The sequence below is a fragment of the Paenibacillus sp. OK076 genome (assembly GCF_900110055.1).
Taxonomy (GTDB): Bacteria; Bacillota; Bacilli; order Paenibacillales; family Paenibacillaceae; genus Paenibacillus.
Genome location: NZ_FOCH01000001.1, coordinates 2,952,346 through 2,969,024 on the forward strand (window position 1 = coordinate 2,952,346; position 16,679 = coordinate 2,969,024).

Annotated in this window: 11 protein-coding genes; 4 read left to right on the forward strand and 7 right to left on the reverse strand. The window is 44.8% G+C overall.

The annotated features are described in order from the left end of the window. Positions 1-11: 11 nt before the first annotated feature. Positions 12-1,721, forward strand: coding sequence for a sensor histidine kinase (locus BMY78_RS13015; RefSeq protein WP_090899068.1), 1,710 nt, complete (start codon positions 12-14; stop codon positions 1,719-1,721). 9 nt (positions 1,722-1,730) lie between these two features. Beyond that, complete coding sequence (locus tag BMY78_RS13020; RefSeq protein WP_090899071.1) at positions 1,731-3,371, forward strand: response regulator; 1,641 nt, start codon at positions 1,731-1,733, stop codon at positions 3,369-3,371. 157 nt (positions 3,372-3,528) lie between these two features. Here the strand turns inward: BMY78_RS13020 and BMY78_RS13025 are convergent, their stop codons facing one another. The 3 genes from BMY78_RS13025 to BMY78_RS13035 all read right to left on the reverse strand — a co-directional run bounded on the left by BMY78_RS13025 (position 3,529) and on the right by BMY78_RS13035 (position 7,453). Next, positions 3,529-5,214, reverse strand: coding sequence for an extracellular solute-binding protein (locus BMY78_RS13025; protein ID WP_090899074.1), 1,686 nt, complete (start codon positions 5,212-5,214; stop codon positions 3,529-3,531). A 252-nt stretch (positions 5,215-5,466) separates the two neighbouring features. Next, a complete protein-coding gene (locus BMY78_RS13030; RefSeq protein ID WP_090899077.1) occupies positions 5,467-6,180 on the reverse strand; it encodes a beta-glucanase in 714 nt (237 codons plus the stop codon). A gap of 355 nt (positions 6,181-6,535) precedes the next feature. After that, entirely contained in the window at positions 6,536-7,453 is a 918-nt protein-coding gene (locus tag BMY78_RS13035) for an ArsR/SmtB family transcription factor (RefSeq protein ID WP_090899080.1), read from the reverse strand. A gap of 164 nt (positions 7,454-7,617) precedes the next feature. Here BMY78_RS13035 and BMY78_RS13040 point away from each other — a divergent pair, with 164 nt between their 5' ends. Further along, positions 7,618-9,111 carry an arabinosylfuranosidase ArfA gene (locus BMY78_RS13040; protein ID WP_371129166.1) on the forward strand — a complete coding sequence of 498 codons (1,494 nt, stop codon included), beginning with the start codon at positions 7,618-7,620 and terminating at the stop codon, positions 9,109-9,111. Positions 9,112-9,390: 279 nt separating this feature from the next. On the opposite strand, the gene BMY78_RS13045 is transcribed toward BMY78_RS13040, so the two are convergent. The 4 genes from BMY78_RS13045 to BMY78_RS13060 all read right to left on the reverse strand — a co-directional run bounded on the left by BMY78_RS13045 (position 9,391) and on the right by BMY78_RS13060 (position 15,829). Further along, positions 9,391-10,146 (reverse strand): class I SAM-dependent methyltransferase, encoded by a 756-nt coding sequence (locus BMY78_RS13045; RefSeq protein WP_090899083.1) that lies wholly within the window; start codon positions 10,144-10,146, stop codon positions 9,391-9,393. A 20-nt stretch (positions 10,147-10,166) separates the two neighbouring features. Continuing rightward, complete coding sequence (locus BMY78_RS13050; protein ID WP_090899086.1) at positions 10,167-12,452, reverse strand: preprotein translocase subunit SecA; 2,286 nt, start codon at positions 12,450-12,452, stop codon at positions 10,167-10,169. Between the two features lie 184 nt (positions 12,453-12,636). Continuing rightward, the gene (locus BMY78_RS13055) at positions 12,637-14,937 is read right to left on the reverse strand and encodes a stalk domain-containing protein (protein WP_090899089.1); all 2,301 of its coding nucleotides are present in this window, start codon (positions 14,935-14,937) and stop codon (positions 12,637-12,639) included. A 352-nt stretch (positions 14,938-15,289) separates the two neighbouring features. After that, entirely contained in the window at positions 15,290-15,829 is a 540-nt protein-coding gene (locus BMY78_RS13060) for a cysteine hydrolase family protein (RefSeq protein ID WP_090899092.1), read from the reverse strand. A gap of 225 nt (positions 15,830-16,054) precedes the next feature. On the opposite strand from BMY78_RS13060, the gene BMY78_RS13065 reads away from it, so the two are divergent. Next, positions 16,055-16,666 carry a CPBP family intramembrane glutamic endopeptidase gene (locus BMY78_RS13065; RefSeq protein WP_090899095.1) on the forward strand — a complete coding sequence of 204 codons (612 nt, stop codon included), beginning with the start codon at positions 16,055-16,057 and terminating at the stop codon, positions 16,664-16,666. Positions 16,667-16,679: the final 13 nt, after the last annotated feature.

The window sequence follows — 16,679 nt, forward strand, 5'->3', positions numbered from 1 at the left end:
GAGGTTGAGCGTTGTTCGCCCGTTTGAATGTCTTTACCAAAATCACATTGCTGTTTGTCATGTTGCTCATCCTGGTGTTATTCCTCTACACTTACTCGAACAGAGAAAGTGTGCGTGTGATTGAGCACGAAATCCAGAATAATACGATGAACCACCTATCCACTTTTGCTGATTCTGTAGAATCCAATATTTACCAACTATCTCTATATGGCATATCCATTGGACAGGATTCCAGCATTCAGGAGTACCAGCGTCCGGACTATAAAGATATCCCATATGAACGTGTCAAGGTTGGAAGCGCTATTCTCGAAAAAATAAATTTGTATAACGCCGCCAGCAAATGGCATTCGACGATTACACTGTATTTTCCAAGGTTGCAAAAAGTCATTTCCACGGATTATTATGCTTATATCCCATACAGGAAGGATGAATTTTCCAAGCCGCTTTCAAAATCCTGGGCTTATACACATGAGCAGTTTGAGTGGTACACAACGGACCCCACAACGGCTATGGATACTCCGGGAAAATCCAGACTTATCACCAAGATCAGTTTCCCGGTACATCATTTAATCGCTATGCTCGATCAGAACAAGCTGAATAACAAAGGTGACCCCTTTATGTTCCATCCCGACCTGGGCTTAATAAGCAACAGCAGCGCAAATGACACCTTGAATGCGATTCAGTCCAAGCTCAAAGCGACGGAACTTTCGGGTAAAGGCGGATTTACCGCGACCCTTGACCACACGGAGTACTATGTCTCGTATATTCAATCGGGCAGTCTTGGATGGTACTACGTGGATTATGTACCGATGCAGCAGATTTTAGGGCCCATTACAAACAGCCGTAATCTCTTTTATGCTTCCATCGCCGTTCTGATTGCCATGAGTGTGGTGGTGTTATATGTACTGTATCGCAGTGTTCAGCTCCCACTGCTTCAGCTTGTTAAGGGAACGAATCGATTATCGACTGGAGATTTTTCCGTTCGTTTGCACTATACTTCTCGTAATGAGTTCAGTTTGTTGTTTGCACGATTTAACATCATGGCCCAGCGGATTCAAGAGCTGATAGAGAACGTATATGAGGAGCAGCTTAGAAGACGTGAAGCTACGCTGAAGCAGTTGCAATCACAGATTAATCCGCATTTTCTGTACAACTGTCTCTTCTATATTAAAAATATGGCAAGAATGAAAAATGAAAAGGCCGTTGTGGCCATGGCGCTTAATTTGGGTGAGTATTACCGTTACATAACCAGATCGGAGAATGATCAGGCAACGATCAAGGAAGAGCTTACGATGGTGAAAAATTACCTGGAAATACAGGCGCTCAGGCTGGAACGAATGCATTTTACGATGGATGTGCCAGATGATATGCTGCATAAAACATTACCCCGATTAACCCTGCAGCCGATCGTTGAGAACGCTATCATTCACGGCATCGAACCTCGTACAGAAGATGGGCATATTACGATTACAGGCCATCATACGGATGAATTGAGCACGATAACTGTGGAGGACAGCGGACGGGGTATGACAGAAAATCAGATGCAAGAGTTAACAAATAATTTGCACAAACCGCTTGACAGCAGCATAGGATGCGGGACCTGGAATGTTCATCAGCGTTTGTCTTTTTTGTATGGTGAACGAGCGGGTCTGAGTTATGAACATGGGTCACGCGGCGGAGTCAAAGTGAGCATCACATGGTACAACAATATCAACGAGTAGGTGAAGTACATGTTACAAATTTTATTAGTAGACGATGAACGATCCGTCGTAGAAACACTGGCTGAAACGATCTCTTGGGAAAGCTGCGGAATCAGTACGGTGCACGAGGCATTATCCGGTGCTGTCGCACTTGAAATTATGGAAAACCATGATATCGATATTGTGATCACCGACATTCGTATGCCAGAGATATCCGGCATTGATTTGATTACGACCATTCACGAGAAGTGGCCTCATGTGCAAACAATTTTACTGTCGGGTTTTGCCGACTTTGAATATGCCAAGCAAGCGATGGCTCAGGAGAGCTTTGATTATTTGCTGAAACCCGTGAGTGATGAGGACCTGATTGAAACCGTGCAACGACTGGTCGATCGGATCAAACAAAAGTGGGAAACCGCCGCATCCTATCAACGGGCTTTGCATGCGTTTCAGGATAATCTGCCACTGCTGCAGTCCACCATGCTTCACGAATTACTTACAGGCAAAACCTACTCTCCTTCTGCGCTGGCGGACAAGCTGGAACTGCTTGAACTGCCCTACTCCATCGGCGAGGAGCTCGGCATGCTGGTCATTCGCATGGAGGAGCATCTGTCCGAGATGGGAGATCACGATCTGTCACTGATGCAGTACGCCATTAGCAATATCATCAGTGAAGTGATGCAGCATCATTTTCACATCTGGCACACACGGGACGTGCATGATTATCTGGTGGTTCTGGTCAGTGTGAAGAGGGGCGCAGTGCAGAGCATGAACAAAGAGGAGAAACCCCAGACATTGCTGGAGCATTATGCGGCGCAGATTCAGACCAATGTTCAGTTGTACCTCAAAGGGGCCATCTCGATCTCCGTCTCCCATTGGGGCAAGTTCCCTTATGAGATCGGAGCAATCTATGAAAGTGCGGTTCGGTCCATGCGGAAGCGTATGGGTCAGGCACAGGGGCTGTTTATCACCGCATCTGATGACAAGGATGTACATCCCCTGCCTGCCATTCGATCCCTTTACAATCCACCGACATTGATCAGTCTGCTGGAAGCGGGACGGTTTGATGCGGTAGAGCAGAAAATTGAAGTTATTTTTGAAGAATTACTGGAGTCAGGACAGCATCACGATATTGCCGAAACAACCATTGAGGTCTATCACGCGTTGGCCGGAGCTTTTGCTTATATCATTCATAAGAATGGCAAACAGATTTCTTCTGTTCTGCCTGCTGAATCCTATAAGTACTTCCAAGCTCCTGTATATGCCACAGCACAGCAGCTGAAGGACTGGTCCATACGAACACTGTATTCGATCAGTGAGGATGCTGAACAAGAGCTGAAGGACAATCACAGCACCATCGTTCGAAGTGTCAAAAGCTTTGTGGATCAGCATCTCGCATCAGATGTCTCACTCCCGGCAATTGCCGAGCATGTTCACCTGCACCCGGTATATTTGTCCAAAGTGTATAAAACCGAGACCGGCGAGGCGTTAACAGCTTATGTATATCGATTGCGGATGGAAAAAGCAGCATATTATTTGCGCTCGTCCAGCGCCAAAGTATTTGAAATTGCCGAGCTTGTCGGGTACAACAACACCGCTTATTTCATTCGGGTGTTCAAGAAGTTTTACGATTTGACTCCACAGGAATACAGAGAGAACCTGCCTGTTTGATATGATGTTTTCGAAACCCTACTTAGCTGCCTGCCTGATTTAAGCATCACGAATAAATTTCGTCAATTCTCGTAAAAGATTAGATTAACACATCAAAAGGCCTTGCCGGATCTTACTCCAGCAAGGCCTTTTCTCTATTGCTCTGTTTTTCTCCAGCTTACTTGCCGCTAGTTACGGATTGATACCACTCATTAACTTCCTTCGTATTTTGAACTCCACCTGAAGAATTCCATTTCTCTACGAACGTATCGAATGCGTCGATTGGAGCTTTACCATAAATGATCTGAGAGAACGTATCTTTTTCCATTTTGGTTAAGATGTCGTTATTCATTTGCATCGACATCGTTGGCGCACCTGTGAACATCTGTTTTAATGCAATATCTTTTTGATCCTGAACAATCTTGGCCGCTTCCACCATTGGTGCCGGTACGCCAGATTTGAGTTTTTTGTCGAAAGGTGTTGTTGCTTCTTCACCGTTAGCAAACTTCGCAAGCGTAGCCATATTCAGACTCGGGATACGTGCACCATCAAACGTTAATGTGTATTTCTCAGGTGCATAACCGCCTGTCACACTAGCATCCGTTGTTACTTTGCCGTCTTTCATTGCCCAGTCATATCCTTCAGCAAAGCCATTTTCAAATTCATCACCTGCTTTTGGATTGGCATAGTGATCAAATAGATAGTTTTGATATGTGAAAAAGACTTCTGGGTTCTTCATATCTTTGTTAATCAGAATTACACCGTTGTCGTTCGCGGTACCGCGTCTGCCTGCCTTGCCATCAGGTCCAGATGGAATCGGGTAAGCTTTGTACTCCGCTTCCGGATTGTTTTTCTTCACATCTTCGAGCGGCCATGACGGCATCCAGTGAGGCCCGACAACAATCCCCGCTTTACCTGCTGTAAACTCTTCTGCTGCTTTGGTTTCATCATATACCCCTGCTTCTTCTGGAATGTATCCTTTGCTCATCCAGTCAGCCAGTGTTGCCAAAGCTTGTTTTGCTCCAGGGTTTACAGAGCCGTACTCCAGTTTTCCTTCTGCGTTCAGATTCCACTGATTTGGCATCGTGCCGAAGGCTCCGAAGATCCAGCCAGCATCAGACATCCATGTGCTCAACCAGTTTTTGAATCCGATGGTGAGACCGTATGTGTCTTTTTTACCATTGCCATCCGGGTCTTTATTCGTAAACGTTTCCATAATTACTTCAAGATCAGCCAGCGTTTCAGGTGCTTTCAAATTAAACTTCTTCATCCAATCCTCGCGAATCCACATCACTGGATCACTGTTATAGGAGTAATCCAGAATCGGAATACCAATCCGTTTACCATCCTGCATGTACGGATACCATACGGAAGGATCTTCATTCACTGCGGCTTTCCAGGTATCACTTGCATATTGATCAAACAATTCACCAGCATCAACGAACTTGCCCGTTTCAATCAACTCACGTGCCAGATTGAAGTCGCCGCGATACGAGATAATGTCCGGCATTTCTGCATTGGAAGCCAGCGACAGACGAAGCTTCGTTTCAAACGCGTTGTTTGTGGATGGTGAGACCCATTGATTTTTCAATTCAATGCCGAGCTTGTCTTTCGCCCATTTCGTGTGCACGTTATTGTCCTGATCTTCACCAGATTTGAATTTGATTTCAGGTCCCCAAGGACGCAAATAAGTAAGTTTTACGGGTGGATCATACTTACCGTCCTTCAATTCCAGTGTAGCACTCGGTGTGCTCGGTGCAGCCTCTTTACTTGCTCCACTGTTACAGCCGCTCAGCACTGCTGAAAGCGCGAACATTCCTGCCAAAGCCAAACCACCGATCTTTTTCTTTTTGCTTGTTACCAACTTATGTTTCCCCCTGTCTATGTAATGGTGTTGTCTACAGAATCCATCATAATGAATGATCCAGGTGCATGCCCATACTAATATTACAACATTTATTGCATTAATTTAGGATATTGGAAAATGGATATGGATGTTGCATTAGTGCAATGGTCCTTATGAAATGTCTAAAATAACATGCAAAAAAGAGGACAGCGACATACGCCCCTCTCCTCTTATCCTCTTCGTTTATCGCCTTCTTGCAAATGGATCACTCTAATTACTTGTATATTTCACCCAGTCATATTCAGCATACAGCGGGTTAGCTCCGTTGTAAGACCCCAGCCAGCTGTCCACGCCCGTTCCGTTCCACAGATTCATCATAATTTTACCAGGCGTCGTTGGAATGTTCGTTGTGGCCGTATGTTTCAGAACGCCATCCACGTACCACTTGATATGGCCTGGTTGCCAATCAAACGCGTAGGTGTGGAAGCCCTGAGATGCATCAAATCCCAAATTAACGATCTTCTCATGATTGCCGACACCATTGGTGTAATAATTGAACTGTACTTTGGTAGTGTCTTTTCCCAAGAATTCAATATCAATCTCATCCCATTGCGTTCCGTGAGCAGGTCCGGTATACGTGGAAAATGAAGAGACAATGCCTGTGTTTTTGGCAGGTTTCATACTTACCTCATACAGACCATATCCTTGAGAATTGGTTGATCGATATTCACCACAATCAAATTTGTTGTTGGACGGGCTGGTCAAGCTCAGTCTCAGCTTACCATCACTCGTAAAGTTTGCATTGTTCGCTCGCCAGGTGCAATTAAACATTGAACCGTTGGAATAACCATCCGCCTTTTGCCAGGTGCTCGGGTTGTGGTACGTTAGCGGCTCCCAAAATACATACCCTGCGAAAGCGCTTACCGAAAGAAATAATGAAACCACTCCCGAAATCGTTAACGTCCACCATGTCTTCCTTTTCATCATACACCTCCATTCAAATTCACCCACCTAATATAAAACGCTTACATGGGTGTTGTTTCCATTTTATATATTCCACCTGAAGTGAACTATAGCAAACTTTAAAGAATGTATATTCATTTTTAAAGATATGTTAGTTTCATTCGTATAAGGCTGAGCACCTTCTTGAGCAATCATGCCAATCCTTTATTCTTACCAAAAGAACAACTGAAATTGTCCATAACCGTATTCCGGAGAGCACGGTTTGGAAATACTCATACATGTACCAGCCAAAACAGGAATTATTAAAGTTATACACCTTTGTATCAAAAGCAATTGAAGAAGGTCTACCCTCCAGCTATACATTTTTCGATCTGATTTATAACAGAGCACCCTCGTAATAGTACCGAATCAAAATGTCCTGGTCGTAGTTCCCGAATCCCTTTCCAAACAGCGTAAGTCCACCCCTGCCGGGTACCCCTTCTTCAGGACTTAATTGAATGGTCCAATACGTTGCGGCTTGGAGATCCAGATCGTGAATGCGGACATCCGAGATGCGCTGACCGTCGATAAAGGTACCTTCTGCATTGATACGAAGCACTTTCAGTACGCCGTACTGGTTCACGTCGGAATGCCACCATTGCGGTGTCAGTTTACCCTTGCGGTCGCCAAAATCACCAGGGCTTGTCCACGTTCCGAGGTGATGGCCATTAAGGACAAAACGGATGTCCGAAGGCCAGTTCTCATTGACTTGCGGAGCCTCCGATCCAAGCTCCAGTGAAATTTCAATTTCACGCAGTACCTGATCTTTGTACAGATAATTAGGTATCTTATATTCGAGAAAACCTCGTGCCAACCAGAGTATGCCTGCATTCACCCGGTCCGGGTCCATGAAGCATGCGGGTGTGTCATATTGTCCAATCATTTGGGTCGTCGTTGCAATCCCGCATGTCGGCCACGCTTCGTAATCCGTATATTGTCCAACCGGAATGGATACCTCATGGTATGGGACATCGAGCGGTTCGGGTGACAGATTGATGAGCATGAACTCTTGCTGAATAAAACAATATTTATATGTGCCACCGTTCTCCCGCTTCATTCGGCTGCCTACAATTCCGGCCTTTTGCAGCTTGCTCACATGGGTACTTACGATGGCTTTACTCAAATAAAGCTCCTTGGAGAGCGCATTAATGTGCATTTCTCTGTTCAACAGCAATAACCGAACAATATTTAACCGCGCTTCGCTTGCCAGCGCCTCATAAATGACTAGCGAAGATGCATCTGTGCCAAGCATCATCAATCTCACTCTCCTTATATTGAATTCGCTATTTTGCGAACTCTGCAAAACAAACTTGCTCCTATAGTTGCATTATGATACATATTAACTAACAAATCAATGAATTGATTTTGCTATTTGGCGAATTCAATCCTATGGAGGTTTTCATTTTGCTTACATCCAAAATGCTTATTGATAAAGATTTTCAGGTAGCCGAAGTCGATCCACGTCTGTATGGCTCCTTCGTTGAACATTTGGGACGTGCTGTCTATGGCGGTATTTATGACCCTGGTCATCCCACGGCGAATGAACAAGGTTTCCGCCAAGACGCTATCGAAGCCATCAAAGCGCTGAATGTGCCCATTATCCGTTATCCAGGTGGAAATTTCGTATCCGGTTACAATTGGGAAGATGGTGTTGGACCGGTAGCAGAGCGGAAACGCAGACTTGAGCTGGCCTGGTGGACCATTGAAACCAATGCGGTTGGCACCAACGAATTCGCGGATTGGGCCAAGCTGGTCGGAACCGAGGTCATGATGGCGGTCAATCTCGGTACCCGAGGCATTGATGCCGCAAGAAACCTGGTGGAATACTGCAACCATCCTTCGGGCACCTATTGGAGTGATTTGCGAATTTCCCACGGGTATAAAGAGCCTCACAAATTCAAAACATGGTGCCTTGGTAACGAAATGGACGGACCTTGGCAGATTGGTGCAATGACCGCACATGAATACGGCCGCATTGCGAATGAAACGGCGAAGGCGATGAAATGGGTTGATCCGAATATTGAACTTGTAGCGTGCGGCAGTTCCAGCCGGGGCATGAGCACGTTTGCAGAGTGGGAAGCGACTGTTCTCGATCTGTCCTATGAAAATGTGGATTACTTGTCCTTGCATGCTTACTACAACAATAACAATGACAACACATATAATTTCCTGGCTACATCGCTGGATCTGGACCAATTCATTGACAGTGTGGCATCGATCTGCGACTATGTGCAAGCCAAGAAACGCAGCAAAAAGAAATTGATGCTGTCCCTTGACGAATGGAATGTCTGGAAGTCCATTGGCACAAGCCGAGCTGAAGAGCGCTGGCAGATTGCACCGCCTGAATTCGAAGATGTATACACACATGAAGATGCCCTGGCGGTAGGCTGTTACCTGATTACACTCCTCAAACATGCAGACCGTGTGAAGATGGCCTGCCTTGCACAGTTAATCAATGTCATTGCGCCAATCATGACAGAGAACAACGGAGCGATCTGGTTCCAGACGACTTATTTCCCGTTCATGCATGCATCCAACTTCGGTCGCGGTACTGTGCTTCAGTCTGTCGTATCTTCGCCGAAGTATGATTCCAAAGACTTTACGGACGTACCTTACCTTGAAGCGATCAGCGTGCATGATGAAGAAAACGGCATGATCACCATCTTTGCGGTGAACAGACATCTGGAAGAACAGATGGAGCTTCAAGTGGATCTTCGTTCTTTCGGGGAAACTACATTCATTGAGCACATCGTGCTGGAGAACGACGATCTAAAGGCCATCAATACCAAAGCGAACCCGCATAACGTTGTTCCGCACAACGGAGGACATACCAAGGTTGATCAGGGTAACGTACAAGCTGTGCTGAACAAAGCGTCGTGGAACGTAATTCGTCTGAAAACGAAGCAGGCATAATGGAAATAGGTTTAAAGGGATTTTTTTTTGTTCCGGGGAGCTGCCTTGATATGCCGAATATCTGGATAGCGGGACGCTGTAGAAGTCTATTTAAGCCCTCAAGATTTGAATAAATAATGAAAAGGCCGCTTATCCATTCAAAGATAAGCGGCATTTTTCTGATCCGGTAATCATATGCTCTATTCCCGAGATCAGAAGCTGAATGGCATTTACATGAATCGATTTCATCACTACTCAGCTCAGGCATAGCTATGCATAGCTGGGTATCATTTTGAAGAACTATACTTCTCCCCAAAAAATCTCAGTCTCATAATCGAATTCAACAATACCATCTTGATTATTCCTATTGAATAGATTCCGCAGTTCTTTCATCATGGGATCATAATTTGCATGCCCGGGTGCAGGGCTGTAGGAAGAGGACAGCAATCGGCCTTTCAAGCCCTCAAAATCGAACTGCTGACTCATTCTGACTCGCATTTCATGCATTGAACCTTCCTTGAAAAAAGAGAGCAGCATCGTCTGAGAAATATTTTTATGATTGACTTTTTCGTAGTCGGTTCCGTAAGTATGAAGCAGTTGATTGTACTCTTCACGAAACGGAGTACCGTCTGTAAGACGTGAGTTCCAGATGAGTATTACTCTCCCACCTGGCTGTAGAATTCTGCGGAACTCGATTTGGGCTGCGGAACGATCAAACCAGTGAAATGCCTGTGCGCAGACAATAAACTCAACCGACTGATCAGGTAATCCAGTAGATTCTGCAGAACCTGATGTACTCTGAAATTTCGGATTACTTTCTAACATTTGCTCGGCGGCCTCACGCATTGCCTGATTTGGCTCGACCGCGATTACATAGCTTCCGCGTTCCAGAAGCAACTTTGAGATGATGCCAGTACCTGAACCGATGTCTGCTATATTACTGCTCGCACGTAAACCGACGACCTCATACAAATGGTCAATAGCCTCTTTTGGGTAACTCGGGCGGTATTTTAAATACGAATCGACCCGGCTCGTAAACCGTTCTCTATTGTTCATCGATCGTCACACTCCCATCACTATTTTGACATCCTATATACTGGCCTCAGTAACAGCTTCAAAATCTTACTGCCCCAAAAAGCAAATACCGTCGTTCCGGTCCATGAGCTGCGCTTATCTTGGCTGTATTGATCGTTGATCATATAGGTTCGAGTCGAAATAGGACTCTTCAGACCGAACTCTTCCCATTTCGCCGGATCATTCGAACCTCCAAGTTTTCTAAGCATATTCGCCGACTCATGATCTATTTTAGCCGGAATTTGCTCGAATGCTTGGGTGATTTGCGTATGAAACTCGTCGATCGGGTTGCGACTGGTAATGCTCTGGAGATGGATGCTTTCGCGAATGTAAGAAACGTATGCCAGATGGTCAGCCCATAACTCGTCGATATAAAAAAGCCGTACCCGCTGCTCCGATGAGCTCATCGGTCTCTCGCCTTTCAAAATTCCGAGCCGCTCCTCGTATAGAATTCGCCTCTGATCCTCCACCATATCCGAATAACAGTTCAATTCCCGCTGAATATCGAAGTTTTGACCTATAATAACGCGCTGAATATGCTCGATTTTGCTGCGGAGCGCCGGATCATCAAGAACCTCGTCCTGCCTGGGAGCGCGAAACAGTCTATGAATGCCAAAGCGAAGCATCAACTCGTCTTCCAGGCTTATATAAAATACGGAAGCTCCCGGGTCGCCTTGGCGGCCGGAACGCCCGCGCAGCTGGTTATCAATCCGCATGCTTTCGTTCACATGTGTACCTATTACGTATAATCCGCCCAGCTTGGCAACCACTTCTGCCTGAGCAGGATTACCGCCGCCGAGACGAATGTCGACGCCGCGCCCTGCCATATTCGTAGATACCGTTACGGCCCCGATTTCTCCCGCTTTAGCGATGATTTCGGCTTCTTTTGCATCGTTTTTTGCATTCAGAACCTGGCAAGGTACTCCGGCAACCGCAAGTGCCTCCGCCAGCATGTCAGATTCCTCGACGCTTGACGTACCAATAAGAATGGGGCGTCCCACCCTATGGACGGAAGATATTTCTTGTACAAGCGCCTTATATTTGGCTTCTTTATGGGTGTAAATCCGATGTTTGTGGTCGATCCGTATGTTTGGCTGGTTCGGCGGAATTTGCACGACCTGCAGTGCATAGATATCCTCGAATTCCATTGCTGAAGCGTGCGCCGTAGCCGTCATTCCGCAAATTCCCGAATACAGGCTAATGAAGTGTTGAATGGTGATCGTACCGAGGATTCTACCACCAGCCTTCCACTGCAACCCTTCTTTCGCCACCAGTGCAGCTTGAAGCCCGTCCGGCAAATACCTGTTCTCGGCCACACGGCCGGTATGTTCTTCGATTAGCTCAATTTCACCGTGCCGGACGATGTAATCGACGTCTTTTTTTAATAACGATTCCACATGCAGCGCACAATTCAATGACGTTAACAAATGACTATTATGGCTATCGTACAAATTACCGCATCCCAGCAGCAACTCCGCTTTTGCAGCACCCGCATCATTCAAGTAAACGTTCCGCTTGAACTCGTCAAAATCGTAATGCTCTGCTGGCTGCAGCTGCCGGGCCACTTCTGCGAAAAGAATGCCGTCATTCTTGGAAGCACTCGAATCGCCACTAATGACTAGCGGCACCCGCGCTTCATCAAGAAGCAGTGAATCCGCTTCGTCGACGATGACGTAGTGGAAAGGACGGTGTACGGTATCAGCTTCATTGAATGCGATTGTGTCGCGCAAATAATCAAACCCTGCTTCTTTAGCCGTAACATAGGTTATATCCTTGGCGTAAGCTTCCCGTTTTTCGAGCAAACTCATGCCCGCTTGAACCGAGCTTACCGTTAACCCAAGGAAGCGGTAGATTGGGCCCATCCACTCTGCATCTCGATTTGCCAAGTAGTCGTTAAATGTGAGCACATGAACGCCTTTGCCGGTCAATGCGTTTAGATAAGCAGGCATAACAGCAGAGAGTGTTTTTCCTTCACCGGTATGCTGTTCGATCAAAAATCTCTCGTGCAAAGCGATAGCAGCCATAATCTGGACATCGTAAGGCTGTAATCTGAGTGTTCTCTTCGCAGCCTCGCAGACTAGCGCATAAGCATCAACAAGCAGCTCATCCAAAGACGTGCCTGATTTTGCCTCATTTTGCAGCCGAAGGGATTCCGCTTGCAGCCGCTGATTGTCCCAAGCTTCCAAACTCCGTTTCCTGATAAGCTCCACTTTGTCTCGATAATCTTTCAACAAACGCCGGGTATCGCGCTCTTTGAATTCACGTATCAACTTGACGACTACATTCATCGGAATTTGATTCCTCCTCAGTAGAAATAAGCGGTTCTATCGTAACTTTTTAAGCGGTATCCATTCCGTATGTCCTCTTATTGCCCCGTGATAAGAAGGGACTCCATATGGAGTCCCTTCTTTCGATCATTAACACACCAGCCAAATCATTCGTTCCCGCTCTAGCTTATGTGAAACAACTTCATCACTTCTCCGATGGGAGCGGTGTAAAGAGTAGATTAACCGGCAGGTTGCTTCCTGGCGCGGCAGAGAAAAGAATCGTTACGCTCTCTCCATATGCCCCTGTGCGGTAAAGAACGCTTTGTTCACTTGAATTGCTAACAGCAACGTTACCATCGGCAATGGATACAACCTGATTGTTTACTAGAGCCACTCCTGAGTACTTCCCTCCACGAGGGTTAAATGAGATTAACGTACGCGGAGCCACATTATTCAGCGTGATTTTGTACAATACGCCAAAATTACCCGCGTTGGATGCGTCTGTGTAAGCCATTGGATCTGTTCCAACCAGATTGGGATCGCTTGCGTTATCACCCAGTGGCAGACGAGCAGGTTCGGCTCCCACTAGCTGATCATACGTAATGATACGAGTCGCATTCGGATACGTTCCACGGTTGTGCACACCGTCACGATCAAGCACAGGCAGCTTTGGTAAAGTCTCGAACGGATCTTTATTTTCTTCGACCAGGATAACGTTATAGTCAAGGGTATAATCACTATAAGCATCCGAATAGAGTGAGATCACTTGTCCTTCTTTGATTGGAGTTTTATTTAGTTCGGTCAAAATCAGTTTGCTTTCTCCAGGTTGAATAACTTCTTTCTTTTGATCCGCCCGGGTCTGAATTGACTTGAACCATTTATCAATCGACAATTTCCCAGCTACGGTAGCATACGGTGTAGGCCCAGCAAAGCCCATATTTTGTTGTTCGAATACTGCCGGATTTAGGTTGTTATTTGTTGCAATTACATACATCTTCACTCTTTTTCCCGTATTGTTCACGTGGTGAATCATGAAACGGGTCTGCCCTGAAGATGATTCTTTATACACGATTCCTTCCGTATTAACCGTTTCCGGACTGTTGCTGCGGATCAACAAACTTGGCTCATCCGTGTACGTATAAGACACTTTTTCCATGGAAGTTACTTCGCCACCGTTAAAGGTAAATTTCTGTCCTACCGGCGTGAAGAGTAAATTGAAATCGGAAAATGAATATAATGTCTCATTGGTTATAGTTATAACTTTGGAGTACGTGTTCGTCGCGCCGTGATTGTCAGTAACGGTGAGTGTCACCGTTTTTGGACCGGGTTCAAAGAAAGCCAGCGAATTATTCTCCCATACCGTTTTATCAATACTGTTTTCATCATCTGTACTTTGGTCGATGTATGTTATTTTCTCACCCATTTTATACTGTTCCTTGTCTGTGGTGAACATGGCTACAGGAGGAAGATTAGGACTCAAAACTTGAATCGTCATCGAATAGGGATCGCTCCATTGGCCGTTTGAATCCTGTACTTGATATGAAATCGTATATGTACCCGCTTGATCAAACGAATCCTGACGACCTGTCCAGCGTTCGTCTAGGATATCCAAGCCATTTGGAGAACTGGAAGAAGTCACATAGTCCACCTTATCGCCAGCAAAAATTTCCTTTTGTGTAATCACAAAGCTTGCAACGGGTTTAGTATTGAGATTCAGCACAACCGTTTTAGCCGACTGATTCACTTTATAGGTGATGTTCAGAGCTTGAGTAATGGAAGTTAACGGCACCATGAACGTATTTTTTTGCTGATAAGCAGGGCCTTTCATCGTTCTGGACTCTCCATTTACGGTATAGACCGTGCTGTTGGTTTTGAATCGGAGCTCATTATCACCACTAATGATGATCGTTTCTTTGGTCTTGTTATCGTATTTGACCCCGTATCCCACACGGTCCACCAGTGCACGGATCGCAACATAGGATACGCCGTTTTTTACAGTCATTGGCTGGCCAGCCAGATACGTTTTCCCATCCTGCTCCATCTTGTTACTATTCATGTACAACGTCAGATTGCCGCCTGCTGCTACAGCAGAATTTCCATCAATGGATGGCTGCTCTATTTGAGCAGGCGTAGCTGGCGTTTCAGCATCCTCAGGAGTTCCCTCTTGAGTTACAGGTTTCGTGCTTGTTTCGTTTGTAGTCGTCTCTCCCCCATCTATAGCGGGTTTCTCGATATCTGTTGTACGTGTTGCCTCAGTGTCTGTTGGATTTTCAGTTTTCTTCCCTTCAGAAGACGGTGTAATGGCAGATGCATTACTGCTCCCTGTCTTTACTTCACGCTCAGCAATCGGCTGCTCCTGCTTTAATACCTCAACCGATTCTACTTTGGCCGTATTTACTGACGATGTGTCATCCTGCGGTGCTGACTGCGCATTCACTGAACCGACTGCAAATGCTTGTAAAACGGCTAAAGCGGTAAAAATGGATAATTTCTTTTTCATATTCATGCGTTGTCTTTATCTCCTTCTGCTCCCAAGTAATTGTTATACTCTCAAAAAGTCATAGTATAGACGCTAGATTCAGGAAAAAGTTTCTAGTAAACTTGTAAATTATGGATCGATTTCAGCGTGGTTTTTATTTATTCGATGCTGGGAGAGAGAAAATAAGAAAGACCTTGAGAGTTTAGCACCCTCAAGGTCTTGAATTATCTATTAACTTATGGACGGACCACAACACCATTTTTAAAATTTATCTACGGAAAACTCCCACCTGCTTTTTCATTCTCCGGAATTTCGGCTTCAATTCTTTTCAAGTCACTTTTATTTAATTGGACATCCAGAGACCGGGTTGATTCCTTGTTTATCTTGAAACCGACATTATGATATCCTGGGTATCGCTTAAAGAAACAAACCAGTTTTGTAGAAGAATATTATGATGTGTAATGATTTGATCTGCAATTAAAACGGAAGAGTCCGCGGTACTGTGAGCATCTTTTGCTAAAATAACGTCATATCCCAAGCTAAATGCTCTACGACATGTCGCATCAACACATATCTCAGTCTGAATTCCCGCGACAACCAGTTGATTAACCCCTAGATGAGTTAAATGGGATTCAAGGGTGGTATCTTGAAATGAATCTGGAAAGTTCTTTTCAATTTTCACATCTTGAGCGATCAAGGGTAAGGCGGGATGAAGACTCCACCCTGAGGAATTTTTTGAGGTAAGCGTCCCTAATTTCCCATTATGCTGCGTAAGTATGACTGGAATCTTACTTATGTGGGCCCACGTAATAAGTTGTTTGATATTATCTAATAATTTTTCACTGTTATGTATAAAGAGAGGATCCATAAATGATCCGATCTGTATATCTATGATCAATAAAGCTGGCGTGTAGGTCATAACTATCCCCTCCTCATCCTGGATACTTCTTCATTCATTTCTAGAGGTTAGAATTGCCCGTAAGCATAATTATATTCATTATTTTTTACACCTAATCAGTTATGACCCCAAGTTTTGCCCTCCATTTGGGACAGGAACTTTGTTTTTTTAAACAAAAAGCAAATGTTGCGGGGGACGCTACGTCACAATCTATAATGAAAAAAAACAGATAAAAGGAGTTTAATTATGACTGACACCACGGCAAAGGAACAGTACAAAATACTGTTGAGAGCATCACTAACGCTAACATCATTTCTTTTTATCGGATTGGTTTTTATTTGGATATTCAAACGGGGAGATATGTTACCATTTATAGCTGACCTATTTATACCAAACGAGATTAGTATTTTATCCGCAGTACTCATTGGTCTTATTTCTAGTTTGGTTATAACAACTATTGTTCTAGTTGCATTCATCAAAACCAGAACAGAACTCCCCAAAACCGAGGGATCAGATCTGATCAAAAAAATAATGATCCAACCAAGTGGTATAGCTTTATCTGCAATAGGTGGTGGGGTGTTTGAAGAATTCTTTTTTAGAGGTGTCCTGATCGGATTATGTATTGGATACTCTATAATTGTGGATTGGCTCGTTATCCTAATAAGCACTTTTCTATTTTGGGTAATACATGTTCCCCAATATAAAGGAGCCACTGGTATCCTCACAGGTGTATTTGTAAATGGTTTGATTTTTGCACTACTCTTTTATTTTACCGGCTCGTTAATCCCGTCAATGCTTGCCCATGGGATTTATAATACCTGTATTGGAATGATTCTGGCGAAAAAATACAAGAAATGATTTTGGAAAAGAG